11 protein-coding genes and 1 pseudogene are annotated in these 14,114 nt (G+C 66.1%); 6 read left to right on the top strand and 6 right to left on the bottom strand.

The window, feature by feature from the left end:
• A pseudogene (locus ACFFN1_RS02180) lies at positions 1-148 on the top strand (IS1380 family transposase); the annotation flags it as partial.
• 377 nt (positions 149-525) lie between these two features.
• Here the strand turns inward: ACFFN1_RS02180 and ACFFN1_RS02185 are convergent.
• From ACFFN1_RS02185 to dctP, 6 genes are all read right to left on the bottom strand, one after another.
• On the bottom strand, positions 526-1,770 hold the full coding sequence (locus ACFFN1_RS02185; protein ID WP_376838168.1) for a M20 family metallo-hydrolase: 1,245 nt from the start codon (positions 1,768-1,770) through the stop codon (positions 526-528).
• Positions 1,771-2,072: 302 nt separating this feature from the next.
• Positions 2,073-3,248 carry an MFS transporter gene (locus ACFFN1_RS02190; RefSeq protein WP_376838170.1) on the bottom strand — a complete coding sequence of 392 codons (1,176 nt, stop codon included), beginning with the start codon at positions 3,246-3,248 and terminating at the stop codon, positions 2,073-2,075.
• A complete protein-coding gene (locus ACFFN1_RS02195) occupies positions 3,245-4,438 on the bottom strand; it encodes an MFS transporter (RefSeq protein ID WP_376838172.1) in 1,194 nt (397 codons plus the stop codon). The genes ACFFN1_RS02190 and ACFFN1_RS02195 overlap by 4 nt, the downstream gene beginning before the upstream one ends.
• Before the next feature lie 60 nt (positions 4,439-4,498).
• Positions 4,499-5,857 carry a TRAP transporter large permease gene (locus ACFFN1_RS02200; RefSeq protein ID WP_376838174.1) on the bottom strand — a complete coding sequence of 453 codons (1,359 nt, stop codon included), beginning with the start codon at positions 5,855-5,857 and terminating at the stop codon, positions 4,499-4,501.
• Positions 5,854-6,531 carry a TRAP transporter small permease subunit gene (locus tag ACFFN1_RS02205; protein ID WP_376838175.1) on the bottom strand — a complete coding sequence of 226 codons (678 nt, stop codon included), beginning with the start codon at positions 6,529-6,531 and terminating at the stop codon, positions 5,854-5,856. The genes ACFFN1_RS02200 and ACFFN1_RS02205 overlap by 4 nt, the downstream gene beginning before the upstream one ends.
• Positions 6,528-7,607 carry a TRAP transporter substrate-binding protein DctP gene (gene dctP / locus ACFFN1_RS02210; RefSeq protein ID WP_376838177.1) on the bottom strand — a complete coding sequence of 360 codons (1,080 nt, stop codon included), beginning with the start codon at positions 7,605-7,607 and terminating at the stop codon, positions 6,528-6,530. The genes ACFFN1_RS02205 and dctP overlap by 4 nt, the downstream gene beginning before the upstream one ends.
• Before the next feature lie 136 nt (positions 7,608-7,743).
• Here dctP and ACFFN1_RS02215 point away from each other — a divergent pair, with 136 nt between their 5' ends.
• The 5 genes from ACFFN1_RS02215 to ACFFN1_RS02235 all read left to right on the top strand — a co-directional run bounded on the left by ACFFN1_RS02215 (position 7,744) and on the right by ACFFN1_RS02235 (position 14,008).
• Positions 7,744-9,417, top strand: coding sequence for a DUF885 domain-containing protein (locus ACFFN1_RS02215; protein WP_376838179.1), 1,674 nt, complete (start codon positions 7,744-7,746; stop codon positions 9,415-9,417).
• A gap of 182 nt (positions 9,418-9,599) precedes the next feature.
• On the top strand, positions 9,600-11,279 hold the full coding sequence (locus ACFFN1_RS02220; protein ID WP_376838181.1) for an amidohydrolase: 1,680 nt from the start codon (positions 9,600-9,602) through the stop codon (positions 11,277-11,279).
• The gene (locus tag ACFFN1_RS02225) at positions 11,276-12,235 is read left to right on the top strand and encodes a CobW family GTP-binding protein (RefSeq protein ID WP_376838183.1); all 960 of its coding nucleotides are present in this window, start codon (positions 11,276-11,278) and stop codon (positions 12,233-12,235) included. The genes ACFFN1_RS02220 and ACFFN1_RS02225 overlap by 4 nt, the downstream gene beginning before the upstream one ends.
• Positions 12,236-12,248: 13 nt before the next feature.
• Positions 12,249-12,536 carry a hypothetical protein gene (locus ACFFN1_RS02230; RefSeq protein ID WP_376838185.1) on the top strand — a complete coding sequence of 96 codons (288 nt, stop codon included), beginning with the start codon at positions 12,249-12,251 and terminating at the stop codon, positions 12,534-12,536.
• Positions 12,533-14,008, top strand: a complete 1,476-nt coding sequence (locus ACFFN1_RS02235) for a sodium:solute symporter family protein (protein ID WP_376838187.1) — start codon at positions 12,533-12,535, stop codon at positions 14,006-14,008. The genes ACFFN1_RS02230 and ACFFN1_RS02235 overlap by 4 nt, the downstream gene beginning before the upstream one ends.
• The last annotated feature ends 106 nt before the right edge of the window (positions 14,009-14,114 follow it).

Genomic DNA, 14,114 nt, shown 5'->3' on the forward strand with positions numbered 1-14,114 from the left:
GCGCACGCGGATCATCGGCATCCCGGCCCGGATCGCTCACCGGGCCAGGAAGCTGTTCCTGCATCTGCCGAGAACCTGGCCGTGGGCGACGGAGTTCTCACGGCTGTGGCAATCAACGTTGGGGCCACCCCGGACAATGCCGACCTGATCAACCAGCCCTTGGAAGGGGGCCCGAGACCGGAGTCATGGAGGAGACCCTGGCAAGCGAAGTGTGGAAGAGACCGGTGAGAGGCCGGGACACTACCTCCTGCCCACTCATCGCGTCCGCGCTCGAATCCGAGTGAACCCCCGGACATCAAGCAGATCGGTGGATCAAGGCTTAGCGAGACAGGCCCTCCCGCGTCACGGACGACGAGAAAGTTCAAGGCTCTTCCGTTGACTTCCACAATCTCACGGACCGTGTCACACGAAGCCGGTAACTTCACTTGATTCGCAGAGCCTTTGAGTTGGTCGATTCCCGGAATCTCTCTTCATCACGCCACCGTCAAACCGGGAGCCTGGCACTACGCCCGCCGTCAGCTCCCCTCAAATACAGCCGGCCTTGTCGATCCGGAGCACGGTCTCCAGCAGCACTGAAATGCCAGGGAGGATGTCGCTGAGCTCAGTGAATTCCTCCGGACAGTGGCTGCGGCCGTCATGCGAAGGCACGAAGATCATCCCGACGTTCGTCTGCGAAGCGATGACACCCGCATCATGCCCTGCACCGGAGAACATCGTCGCGCGGGTGAAACCGAGCCCATCGGCAGCAGTGGCGATGAGCTTGGTGATGGGCTCATGCATGGGCACCGGCTCATCGGCGGTCGTCCATTCCATCTCCACGTGCACGCCGCGCTTGGATCCTTCCGCTTCTGCGGCTTCGGTCAAGCGTTGCTGCGCTTCATGCAGCCAAGTGCCACTGTGCCCCCGCAGCTCGCCCTCGACCGCAGCCAGCCGCGAGACGACATTAGTGGCCTCAGGCGTAAACGTGATCTGACCGGAGGTTCCGCGGGTGTTCTCTCCTGACGCGGCGATCGCTTCGACCGCCAGTACAGTTCCAGCGGCGGCACATCCAGCATCAGCTCGGACGTCCATGGGAGTTGTGCCTGCATGGTCCTGACGTCCGGTGAACAGTGCCCGGAAGTGGTGAATGCCGGTGATCGTCTCCACCACACCGATCTGTCGGTCCATGCGTTCGAGTTCGGGACCCTGCTCGATGTGCAGTTCGAGGAACGCTGTCACCGGCGAGAAGTCATAGCGAGCCTGCAGAAACTCATGCGGGTCGATCCCTGAGCGCGGCAGTGAGTCCGCCACGCTCCTGCCCTGCGGGTCAGTGATGGCCAGCATTGCTGAGTCAGCATTCCCGGTCATGGCCCGAGATCCCATGCAGAAGAGCCCGAAGTCGTTTGGCTCCTCATTGAAGAACACAACGACGACGAGGTCATGGTCCAAAGTGATGTCGTTCTCTCGCAGCAGCCGGACAACCTCGATCGCCCCGAGCACCCCGGTGATCCCGTCATAACGGCCGCCAGCATCAACGGTGTCCGTGTGAGAACCGAGCATGATCTGACGACCACCCACACGCCCGGGCAGGACCCCGATGACATTGCCGGCACCGTCGATTCGTGTCTCCAGGCCAGCTTGCCGCATGAGGGAGCGAGCATAGTCACGGCCGGCGATGTCGAATTCGCTCATCGCGCGGCGCGTCCATCCGGGTCGGTCAGAATCGACGAGCGTCGAGAGCGCGGCGAGTTCGGAAGCGAAGCGTTCTCCCACTGGGGCAATCGTGTTCATAACCGTCCCTTTCCGGATGGGCCTCAACACCGCTGTTGAGGCCTGCTACTCCAGACATACGCCACCGTCAGGTTCAGCACCAGCGGGGTTTGCATAGCGGACGGCCTGAGGACAGGTCTTCGCCTTCTGTCTTCGTTCGAGTCTGTCTGCCAGCATCGATCTCAGCTGAGCCCATTCAGCCCGTCCGGAAGGACCTAACACTCCGTGATGATTCTGTCGCCGTTTGCTCTACGGACGTACTCGACCGTGAGCGGCCGTGCGCTTTCCGGGCCCCGCCTTGGGCGAGTCGGCGGCAGAACAGGTCAGCGCCTCTGCAAACGCCCGTGGAACAGCCAGTACAGCCCGAGCGCCACGACCATGAGGCCGGCGGCGACGAGGTAGACGCCGCGCAGGCCGATGGCAGGTGTCAGGGCGCCGAGCAGCACCGGGCCGAGGCCGGTGCCGACGTCGAGGAGGATGAAGAACGTCGAGACCGCCAGTGCCGAGCGGGCAGGACCGGCCAGCGTGACGGCGATCGACTGGATGCAGGGAAACAGCGATCCGAAGCCGAGCCCTGCCGGGATCGCAGCGAGCACGATGACCCAGCCGGCCGGGGCGAGCGCGATGAGCACGAGGCTGCCGGCGAAGCTGAGGATGAGCGGATAGGTGACGATGTTGTCGCCGTAGACGTCCTGCACGCGGCCGAGCACGAGCCGGCCGACGAGCATCGAGACGGAGAAGACCATGAAGAAACTGCTCGCGGCGCTGCCGAAGCCTTCCTCTTTCGCGTAGGTCTGCAGGAAGGCGAGCACCACGGAGTAGGAGAAGCCGGCGAGCAGCATGATGGTGGCGATGCGCACGCTGCGGTAGTCGATGATCGTCCCCAAGGCGAGCGACCATTTCGCGGCTTGCTCCTCGGCGGTGACCTTCCGCTCTGGTGGGCGCAGCAGCAGCCCGAGCACCAGGCCGACAGCAGAGACCACCGCGCACATGATGAACACCGCGTCGTAGCCATAGGCACCCGAGAGCCACACCGCGATGAAGGGGCCGAGCCCGGTCGAGAGCGTCGTCGAGGTGCCGAAGTAGCCGGTGCCCTCCGCGCGGCGGGACTGCGGGATGAGGCTCTGGGCAACCGAGGTGATGGTGTTCGACCCCCACCCGAAGGCCATGCCGTGGATGAGGCGGATGGCGATGACGACCCAGATGTGCTCGGCGACGAGATAGGCGAGCGCGGAGAGCACGAACACCGCAAGCACCGCAAGAATCGAGACCCTGCGGCCGATGAAGTCGAGGTACTTGCCGGCGACGATCCGGGCGAGCGTCGCACCGATGATGAAGGCGCTGGCGGTCAGCCCGGCGATCGAGGAGCCGGCGGCGAATTCGGTGACGGCGTAGCCGGCCATCGAGGTGATGAGGACATAGAAGGAGATCGAGAGGACGAGGTTGATGGTGAAGGCCAGCACGAACTGACCTGTCCACAGGGGTTCGCGAGTCGTCATACCAGGCCCTCCCCCGCCTCGGGCGCGGTGAGCCGGCCGTGGAACAGCCAATACAGCACCGCACTCAGCCCGACGAGGAGGGCGGCGATGGCGTACATGGCGGTGTACGAGCTGGCGGCGATGATCGCGCCGAGGACGATGGGGCCGAGGCCGAAGCCGATGTCGAGCATGAAGAAGTACGTCGAGGTGGCCACGCCGACGCGGGCGGGGCCGGCGCGGCGGATGGTGATCGCCTGCGTCGAGGACATGAGCGTGCCGAAGCCGACGCCGCCGAGGATGCCGGCGGTGATGATCGTCCACAGACTCGGAGCGACGGAGATGAGCAGCATCGCGGTGAAGAACGCGGCGAAGAGCGGGTAGACGACGATGTTGTCACCGAACCGGTCCTGCACACGGCCCAGGGTGAGCCGGGCGATGAGCGAGGCGGTGGCGAAGGCGCCGAAGAAGGCCGGGGCGGCTTCAGCGATGCCGATGCTGGTGGTGTAGGTGGCCAGGAAGGTCATGACCGAGGAGTAGGCGACTGCGGCGATGAGCATGGCGGTGCCGATGCGCAGACCAGACGGGTCGAAGAGGCGCACGGGGTGGAAGCTGCGCCAGGAGAGGATCTCGCGTTCTGCGGCGGCGCGTTCGGGCACGCGGAGGAACAGGATGGCGATGAGGCCGAGGATCGTGAAGATGAGCGAGGCGATGAACAGCCAGTGGTAGCCGTAGTCGCGCACGAGGATGATGGCGATGAGCGGGCCGAGGGCTGCTGCCAGGGTCGTGGAGGTGCCGAAGTAGCCGGTGCCTTCGGCACGGCGGGATGGCGGGATGATGTCCTGGACGGCGGCCATGATGGCGGTGTGGCCGGCGCCGAAGACTGCGCCGTGGGCGAAGCGCACGGCGATGAGCAGCCACAGGGAGTCAGCCGGCAGGTAGAGCGCGCAGGCGATGGCCGAGAGCGTGAAGGCTGTGATGAGGACGCGGTAGCGGCCGAGCGTGTCGAGCACGGTGCCGACGAACATGCGGGCTGAGAGCGCACCGAGGACGAAGGAGCTCGAGGCGAGACCGGCGGCGGAGTCGGAGGCGGAGAAGCGGAGGACTGCGTAACCGGCCATCGTGGTGACGAGCAGGTAGAAGACGAAGGACAGGAACACGGCGGCGATGATCGCGACGGTGAAGTCCTTCGACCAGAGCCTGGGCTCTGCCACGCGTGTTCCTCCTTCTGCGGTTGTGTATCCAGTCCTTACTCTCGCACCCGTCTGGGCGACCTACTCACTGTAGAGCACCTCGGGCAGCCACGTGATGATCTCCGGGAAGAGCGAGAACAGCACGATCGCCAGGCCGAGCACCACGATATAGGGCAGGGAGCCGCGCAGGATCTCGGTGAGCTTAATGTCCGGGGCGATGCCCTTGAGGACGAACAGGTTGAGCCCGACAGGCGGGGTGATGAGGCCCATCTCCATGTTGATCGTCATGATGATGCCGAACCAGATCGGGTTGAAGTCGAGTGAGAGGATGAGCGGCAGCAGGATCGGGGTGACCATGACGACGATCGACACCGGCGGCAGGAACAGGCCCATGACGAGCAGCACGAGGTTGATGAGCACGAGCACGATCCAGCGGTTGAGCTCGAGTTCGGTGATCGTCGAGGCGAGCTCCTGCGGCACCTCCAGATAGCTGAGCACCGTGGCGATGACAGCGGAGAATGCGGTGATCATGAGGATCATCGACGACTGCGAGACCGAGGAACGCAGCACGCCCAGCAGCTTGGCGCCGTTGTGCTCGCGGTAGACGAAGATGACGAGCGCTGCGACGAGCAGCACGCCGATCGCTGCCGCTTCGCTCGGGGTGGCGATGCCGCGGTAGAGGACGATGAGGACCGCGGCGACGAGCGCCACGAACGGCAGCACCCTCAGCAGCGAGGAGAACCGGTCGCCCCACGTCCACGAGCCCGGGCCGGCGGCGGAGGCGCCGATGACCTGCGAGGTCTCCCCCGCCTCGGCGGCCGTGTTGAGCTTCTTCTGTTCCAGGGAGACGGCCATGTAGATCCAGATGCAGAACATCACCATGATGACGATGCCGGGGATGATGCCGGCGGCGAAGAGCTGGCCGATCGACTGCTCGGAGGCGATGCCGTAGAGGATGAGGGTGACGCTGGGCGGGATGAGGATGCCCAGCGTGCCGCCGGCGGCCACAGCACCGGTGGCGATGCGCCCAGAGTAGCCGCGGGCGACCATCTCCGGAACTGCGACCCGGCCGATCGCTGCGGCGGTCGCCGGCGAGGATCCGGTCATGGCGGCGAAGACGGTGGAGGCGACGACCGAGCTCATCGCCAGTCCGCCGCGGATGCGCGAGAGCCAGGCTTCGCCGGCGATGAAGAGCTGCTGGGAGGCCTTCGAACCGCCGAAGAGGTTGCCCATGAGGACGAAGAGCGGGATGGCGAGCAGCCCGAAGTCGTTGAGCGAGTCGAAGGTGAGCTTGCCGAACAGATCGGTGTGCTCGGGACCGAGGAAGATGAGGATGCCGGCGAGTGCCGTGATGGCGAGCGCGAAGGCGATCGGCATGCCGGAGGCGAAGAGGATGAGCGAGATGAGGATGATGAAGGCACCCTGGATCAGCGGGCTCATGGGCGCTCCTCCTTACCCTCGGTGGAATGGTTGTCGGATGTGGCCGGGTCGGCGTGGGCGGTGGCCGGGTCGTCATGGGTGGTGAGCTCGGCTTGGATCTCTGCGGCTTCGCCGGTGGCGCCGAGCAGGGTCACCTGTGCCGGGTCGAGGCGGCCGGTGAGTGCGAGGGCAGCTTCGATGAGTTCGGCGAGGTACTGGAGGAACACGAGCGCCATGCCGAGTGGCAGGAAGGCGTACGGGATCCACAGCGGCGGACCCCAGGAGCTGGCCGAGCGGGTGTCGAGCGCGTAGGCGTTGCTCCACATGTTCCAGCCGGTCCAGGCGACGACGGCGACGACACCGAGGACGCAGATGGTCGTGATGATGCGCAGGATGAGCCGTCCGCGCAGCGGCAGCGCCTCGGGCAACAGGTCGACGCCGACGTGCGCGTTGTGGCGCACACCGTAGGCCGCGCCCAGGAAGGCGACGCAGATGAGCAGGTAGATGGTGGCCTCGGTCTGCCAGGTGGTCGGTGCTTTGAGGAAGTAGCGGACGAACACGCCCCAGCCGGTCACCAGGGTCGCGATGATGAGCGCAGCCCCGGCGACGAGGCCGGCGATCTCTGAGAGGGTGTCGGCGATGCGGCAGATGAGCGGCTTTGCTGCGGTGGTGTCGTGTGACGGGCTGTGGCTCATTGTCCGTGTCCGTTCTCCTGAGCGAGGTCCATGAGTTCGGCGCCGCCGGGGACGTCTTCGCGGTAGGCCTCCCACTGTTTGCGAGCCAGCGGCAGCCATTGTTCGAAGGCGGCGTCGTCCATCTGCACGACCTCGACACCGGCGTCGGCGAAGATCTTCTCGACGCGGGCATCATCGGCAGCGGAGTCGCTGTAGGCACGCTCCTGCAGGTCCGCGGCGACCTGCCGCACGGCGTCCTGCTGTTCGGCGCAGAGCTGTTCGAAGGCGCCCTTGGTGAGAGCAAGGGGTTCATACATGAACCAGAAGGTGTTCTCTGTCGGGGAGACGTATGAGGTGACGAGCTCTTCGAGCCGGTAGGAGGCGAAGGAGCTGGCTGATGTCACTGCGGCGTCGAGCACTCCGGTCTGCATGGCTGAGTAGATCTCGGAGCTCGGCAGGCTCGTGATGCCGGCGCCGGCGTCCTGGAGCATGTACTCGACGTAGTTGCCCGCGGCGCGCATCGTCGCACCGGGCGGCACATCGTCGGGGGTGAGGATTGGGGCGGATTTCGAACCGATGCCGCCGGCGTTCCAGACGTGGACGAGGCGGACGAGTTCATGGTCGAGCATCGAGCGGTCGAGGGCTTCACCCATCGGGCCTTCGTCCCAGGCGCGTGCTTCCTCGTGGCTGCGCACCAATCCCGGCATGAGACTGATCGACCATTCGGCGACGTGGCCGGAGGCGTAGTCGAGCGGCATGACCGCCCCGTCGATCGAGCCGGCGAGCATCGCATCGTACTGGTCATTGGGCTTCGACAGCGTCGCATTGGCGAAGACCTTGATGTTGACCTCACCGTCGGTCGCCTCTGTCACCTGCGCGGCGAAGTCCTCGGCGAGCTGGGAGCGGAAGTCGCTGCCGTCGCCGCGGGCGGCCGGCCACTGGTGGGACAGGCGCAGGCTGTGGCTCGTGCAGGTGCTGGCTGCTGCGATGGTGCCGTCACCGCTGTCGGTGCTGCGCCCATAGCCGGGTGCGCAGCCGGCGAGGATGACAAGCGCCGCGCTCGACAGCACAGCGGCAACGGTGGTACGGCGAACCATGAGCATCTCCTTTGAAACTGATGAGAGTAACCTTAACCAGCGTTCGCTCGGGCTTTCACGTGGTGGCCGCTATCCGGACAAGACCGGTGGTTCGGTGGGGCCGGCGACATCCGCGCTGAGCGCTAGAGTGGTGGCCATGACTGAATTCTCACGCCCGCGCAGCGGCATCGACGCCGTTGCCGATGAATACGTTTCCCAGCTGCTGGATCTCAGCCCCTCCTTCCGGATCGAACTCGGTGTTGAGGGCCGGCAGGATGAGCTCGATGACTTCTCCCCCGCCGGCACTGAACGCCGCGCAGAGCTGGCCAAGGACACACTCGCGAAGCTGCGGCAGGCCGTCGATGCGGCCGAGAGCATGGACGACACCGACCGGGTGACCGTCGATGCGATGAACGAACGCCTGGGACTGGAGATCGACGCTGTTGAGCGCGGCTACCACCTCGGCGATATCAATGTCATCACTTCCCCGGTGCAGCTGGTGCGCGATCTCTTCGACCTCATGCCCACCGACACCGAAGGCGACTGGGAGCACATCGCTGCGAAGCTCGCGGTCGTCCCGCAGGCGCTTGACGGCTACCGGGAGTCGCTCACCGTCGGCCGTGAGAAGGGCCGGGTGGCGGCGATCCGCCAGGTGACCGAGGCCGCCAAGCAGGCCGAGGAGCTCGCCAAGACCGGTGGGCACTTCGATGGTCTCGTCGCCGGCGCCTCGGGACCGGAGGCGCTCACCGCCGCGCTGCAGGACGGCGCGGAGAAGGCGCGGGCGGCCTATGGGGAGCTTGCGCAGTTCCTGCGCACCGAGATCGCCCCGCACGCCGGCAGCGATGATGCCTGCGGCCGTGAGGAGTATGAGCTGGCCAGCCGGCAGTTCCTCGGCGCGGAGATCGACTTCGAGGAGACCTATGCGTGGGGTCTCGAACAGCTGGCGCAGATCCACTCCGAGCAGGAGAAGGTCGCCGCCCAGGTCTCGCCCGGTGATGATGTGTTCGCGGCGATGAAGGCCCTTGATGCGGACCCGGCCCGGCAGCTGCACGGTCTTGATGCGCTGCGCGAGTGGATGCAGACGACGGCTGATGAGGCGATCCGGGAGCTGTCGAAGGAACACTTCGACATCCCCGAGCCGCTGCACACGATCGAGTGCATGGTGCTCGCCGATGGCACCGGCGGGATCTACTACACCGGTCCCAGCGATGACTTCTCCCGGCCCGGCCGCATGTGGTGGTCGGTGCCGGCGGGCACGGAGACCTTCTCGACCTGGCAGGAGAAGACGACTGTTTACCACGAGGGTGTGCCCGGCCATCACCTGCAGGTGGCGCAGGCGACCTATCTCAAGGACCAGCTCAACGACTGGCGCCGGAACGCCTGCTGGGTGTCCGGTCACGGTGAGGGGTGGGCGCTCTACGCCGAACGGCTCATGGCCGATCTGGGCTTCCTCGAGGATCCGGGCGACTATATGGGCATGCTCGACTCGCAGCGGCTGCGCGCCGCGCGTGTGTGCGTCGACCTGGGTGTGCACTTGAAGCTGGAGGCCCCGCAGTCTGTGGGCGGCGGCACCTGGGATGCGAAGAAGGCCTGGCAGTTCCTCACCGACAATGTCGCGATGGATCGCAGCTTCCTCGCCTTCGAGCTCAACCGCTACCTGGGCTGGCCCGGCCAGGCGCCGAGCTACAAGATCGGTCAGCGGCTGTGGGAGGAGATCCGCGACGAGGCCAAGCAGGCTGCCGGTGCGTCCTTCAGCCTCAAGGACTTCCACGCCCGGGCGCTGGCAGTTGGATCCGTGGGGCTCGATACGCTGCGGCGGGCGCTGGTGTGAGACAGTGGCTGCGCCGGGAGCCCTGGGGTTCTCGGCGCAGTTTCCGGTCGATTGACACAGTGTCAAGGCCGAGGGGCGCGGCAGCTACAGATCGTCCGTAGCGACGGTTGCGCTTCCATGACATGCTCGGGTCGCTTTCTGTACGTGAGTGTCTTCTCGCATGAATGGGCAAAGGGGCCGAAGTGAGCACCGACGCGATGGAACCGACGATCGTCTATCCTGCACGCCGTGTCCGGACGATGGATCCTGCTGCGCCGACGGCAGAGGCCGTCGCGATCCGCGGGGACCGGTTCCGCGCCGTCGGCACCGTCGCGGAACTCCTGCAGTATCCCCGTGCCGTCGTCGATGAGCGCTATGCCGATGCTGTGCTGCTGCCGGGCTTCGTCGAGGCGCACAGCCATGCCGGCACCGGCAATGTGTGGAAGGGGACGTACGTCGGCTATGTCGACCGCGTCGACCCGCACGGCACCCACTGGCCCGGCTGCACCTCGATCGAGGACGTCATCTCCCGGCTCGCCGAGGCCGATGCCGCGATGGAGGACGCTGAGGCACCGCTCATCGCCTGGGGTCTCGACCCCATCTACTTCCAGCATGAGAAGCTCGTCCGCGCTCACCTCGACCGGGTCTCAGGCACCCGGCCGATCGCCGTCAACCATGCGAGCGGGCATGCGCTGACCGTCAACTCCGCGGCCCTCAAGCGCTGCGGTGTCGACGCGGACGTGCGCACCGAAGGTGTGTCCCGCGATGCCAGCGGTGAGCTCACCGGCGAGCTGCACGAGTTCGCGGCCATGGGGCTCGTCAACGCTGTCGCCGGCGGCAATGACCTGCTCAGCATCGATGCCGACGCGCTGCGGAACTTCGGCCAGGACGGCGTCAACACCGGCACCACCACGCTCACCGATCTGGGCTCCCGGCTGCTCATGGACGATGCCGGCACCCAGCTGTACCGGCAGACGGTGACCGGCGACTTCCCAGCCCGGCTGGAGGTCTTCCACTTCGGCGCCGGTGTCGGTGCGGTGTCGCAGACCCTGGCTGCCGATGCCGAACGGCTGCAGGAGCTCAAGGCCTCCTCGACGCCGCTGCTGGGATTCGGCAGCGTCAAGCTCATGCTCGACGGCACCCTGCAAGGCTTCACCGCCCGGGTGCGTCAGCCCGGCTACTACGGTGATGAGCCCAATGGGATCTGGAACGTCAGCCCTGAGGAGTTCCACCGGGCGTTCGAGGCCTTCCACACGGCCGGGCTGCTCATTCACGTCCACTGCAACGGCGATCAGGCCACCGAGCTGTTCCTCGACACCCTGGAGCGGGTGCTCATCGACCATCCGCGCCCGGACCACCGGCACACGTGCACGCACTCGCAGATGTCGACGCCGGCGCAGTACCGGCGGATGCGGGCGCTCGGGGCGTGTGCGAACATCTTCGCCAACCACATCCACCAGTGGGGCGATCAGCACCTCGACCTCACGATGGGCCCGGACCGGGCACGCCGGAACAATGCGGCAGCAACGGCGCAGCGCCTCGGCGTTCCCTTCAGCCTGCACTCCGACTCCCCGGTCACTCCGCTGGGACCGCTCAAGACCGTCATGCATGCGGTCACCCGCCGGACGCTCTCCGGGCGGGTGATGGGCGAGCATGAGCGCATCGATGCCGCGGCTGCGCTGGCGGCGGTGACGATCGGCAGCGCCTATATGCTCAAGCGCGATGCCGAGATCGGTTCGATCGAGCCGGGCAAGTTCGCTGATCTGGCGGTGCTCGCCGAGGATCCGCTGGCTGTGGAGCCTGAGCAGATCGGTGCGATCCGCGTGCACGGCACGGTGGTGGGCGGCAGGCACTTCGCCAGCAATGTGAAGGCCGGCACGTGAGCATCCCGCTCACCCTCATCGGCGGTTATCTGGGCAGCGGGAAGACGACGCTCGTCAACCGGCTGCTGCGGTCCCCGCATGCCGACGCGGTGGCCGTGGTCGTCAATGACTTCGGCGATATCAGCATCGACGCCGATCTCATCGCGACGGCCGGAGCAGACACCCTGGAGCTGAGCAACGGCTGCATCTGCTGCCAGATCACCGACGATGTGCAGCAGACCATGACAGCGCTGGCGGCGCGTGCCGATATCCGGCATGTCATCTGCGAGCTCAGCGGCGTCGGGGATCCGGGCCAGCTGGGCGCGTGGCGCACCTATCCCGGATTCTGCGGCGGCCCGGTCATCGTCTGCCTCGATGCGCTCGTGACAGGCCAGCGGCTGCGCGATGAGTTCATCGCCGATGTCATCACACAGCAGATCGCGGCCGCCGATGTTCTGCTCATCACCAAGACCGGCCTGGCCTCACCGGCCCAGGTCGAGGCGACACGCGGCGCTGCCGCGGCGGTGAGCCCGCACGCCCAGGTTCTCACTGATGAGGATGCGAGCGGCTTGGTTGATGCACTGCTGCAGGCACCGGAGTCCCTGACCGCCGCCGGTGCCGAGGCCGCTCGTGAGCGCACGGCTGGAAGCCGGCTGGCGCCTCGGGACCGGCACGCACAGGTGCACGAGACGACGACGGTGAGGCTGGCAGGCGCCGCCGAACTCGACCGGCTTGCGCAGGTGCTCGATGCCTCGAGGCTCGTGCGTGCCAAGGGATTCGTCCGGGATGCCGCCGGGCAGTGGCATGAGGTGCAGCTGGCCGGCGGGCAGGTGCGCCTCTCCCCTGCTGTGCGCGGTGACGCTGCGCCGGCACAGATCGTTCTCATCGCCTCCGGCCCGGATGCCGCTGAGGCTCTGACACACACCGCTGACCGGCTGCAGACGCTGCCGGAGCCAGCGGCGAACTCCGCCATCTAAGGAAGGAACACATATGGATATGCGCTTCCGAACTCCGTCGAGCGCAGGAGGGTGGGTGAGCCTCGGCATCGTCGCCGTCGTCATCGTCCTCGGCATCTGGCCGGTCGTCGTGCTCTTCGACAGGAACGTGCTCGTGCTCGGCATGCCGCTGCTCATGGTCTGGTCGATCGCGATCCTCTTCATCACCACCATCGCGATGGTCATCATCAACCGGATCACCGGCGATCTGGGCGATGTCGACCCGCTCGATCCGGACGGCACGAGCGTTGATGCCGGGCAGCCCGGAGGTGAGGGACGATGACGCAGCACATCCCGTTCATCATCACCGCCGCCTATCTCGTCATCGCCGTCGTCATCGGCGCAGGCGCCGGGCGCGGACACAATATGCGCACTGTCGAAGGGTGGGGCGTCGGCAGCCGCAGCATGGGCCCGTTCGTCATCTACCTCCTCGTCGCCGCCGGCGGTGTGAGCGCCTACACCTTCATGGGCTCACCCGGCTGGGCACACGACAAGGGCGTGCCGGCGCTCTACGTCGTCGTGTACCTGGCGTTCATGTCGTTCGTCGCCTGGCACATCGGCCCGAAGGTGTGGAACTTCGGCCGCCGCTTCGGGCATGCCACCCAGTCGACGACGATCACCGACCGGTACGAGTCGCCGCTGCTCGGCGGTCTGACGGCGGTCGTCGTGTCGATCGGCGGCATCGCCTATGCCGTGCTGCAGACGATCGGCTCGGCCTACATCCTCAATGTCATGAGCTTCGGGCTCATCCCGACATGGCTGGGCGTCATCCTCACCCTTGCCGTCATCTCGATCTACCTGTTCCGCAGCGGTCTGCGCGCGATCGGCTTCACAAACGCCTTCCAGGGTGCGCTCATGTTCATCGTGTCGTTCATGGTGGGGCTGTGGGCGGTCAACTGGTTCACCGGCGGCTTCGATGCGACGCCGATCTTCGAGCGGCTACAGCAGGACGCGCCTGAGTTCCTCACGCTGCCCGGTGCGCTCGGCGATATGTCGTACGCGTTCTGGACGACGTCGATCCTCATCTCCTTCTTCTCGATCTGGCAGAGCCACTGGATCTCGTGGATGGGTGCGAAGTCCGCGCGCAGCCTCAAGGTCGCCACGACATACCTACCGCTGTACTACCTCGTTCTCATCCCGATGATCATCGTCGGCTTCATCGGCATCTTCGAGTACCCGGACATCGCCGCCTCCGACAAAGTCGCGATCCAGCTAGCTGTCGACAACATGCCAGTCATCGTCGCCGGTCTGCTGGGTGCGGGAACGCTGGCAGCCTCGATGTCGTCGAGTGAGCCGAACATCCACGCCACCGCGCTGACCTACAGCAAGGACGTGCTGCAGCCGCTGTTCAAGCTGTCGAATGAGCGCACCGGCCGGATGACCCGGTGGCTCATCTTCCCGCTCATGGCGCTCATCATCGCCCCGATCTCGATCATGGAGCCGGCGAGCCTCGTCTACATCCTGCTCATCGGCTACGGATTCACCGGACAGGCGTTCCCGATCATGATCGGCATCTTCTACTGGCCGCGGGCGACGAAGGTCGGTGCGCTCGTCGGGCTCATCGCCGGGTCGATCGTAACGATCCTGTTCTCGTTCGTGTTCGTGCACCCGCTCGGCATCCATGCCGGCATCTGGGGCTTCGCCGTCAACATCCCGTGCTTCGTCATCATCTCGCTGCTGACGAAGCCGGCCTCGGACGAGACCCTCGCCCGCTACTTCACGAAGTCGAAGAAGGCGGCTCCGGCCGCTGACTGAGGTTTGTGAGCGGCTGCTGAGGCGGCCTGACACCCGGCCCGGTGACTGCACAGGGCCGGCTGTCATTTTGCAGGTCGGCGTGGAGGAGCGAGCGGACCGGCCGGGT

The sequence above is a fragment of the Brevibacterium otitidis genome (assembly GCF_042429315.1).
Lineage (GTDB): Bacteria > Actinomycetota > Actinomycetes > Actinomycetales > Brevibacteriaceae > Brevibacterium > Brevibacterium otitidis.

What these genes read in the sequence shown, in the direction of transcription:
- ACFFN1_RS02185 (WP_376838168.1), bottom strand. Translation starts at nt 1,770, where the DNA reads ATGAACACGATTGCCCCAGTGGGAGAACGCTTCGCTTCCGAACTCGCC.
- ACFFN1_RS02200 (WP_376838174.1), bottom strand. Translation starts at nt 5,857, where the DNA reads ATGAGCCCGCTGATCCAGGGTGCCTTCATCATCCTCATCTCGCTCATC.
- dctP (WP_376838177.1), bottom strand. Translation starts at nt 7,607, where the DNA reads ATGGTTCGCCGTACCACCGTTGCCGCTGTGCTGTCGAGCGCGGCGCTT.
- ACFFN1_RS02230 (WP_376838185.1), top strand. Translation starts at nt 12,249, where the DNA reads ATGGATATGCGCTTCCGAACTCCGTCGAGCGCAGGAGGGTGGGTGAGC.
- ACFFN1_RS02190 (WP_376838170.1), bottom strand. Translation starts at nt 3,248, where the DNA reads ATGACGACTCGCGAACCCCTGTGGACAGGTCAGTTCGTGCTGGCCTTC.
- ACFFN1_RS02215 (WP_376838179.1), top strand. Translation starts at nt 7,744, where the DNA reads ATGACTGAATTCTCACGCCCGCGCAGCGGCATCGACGCCGTTGCCGAT.
- ACFFN1_RS02205 (WP_376838175.1), bottom strand. Translation starts at nt 6,531, where the DNA reads ATGAGCCACAGCCCGTCACACGACACCACCGCAGCAAAGCCGCTCATC.
- ACFFN1_RS02235 (WP_376838187.1), top strand. Translation starts at nt 12,533, where the DNA reads ATGACGCAGCACATCCCGTTCATCATCACCGCCGCCTATCTCGTCATC.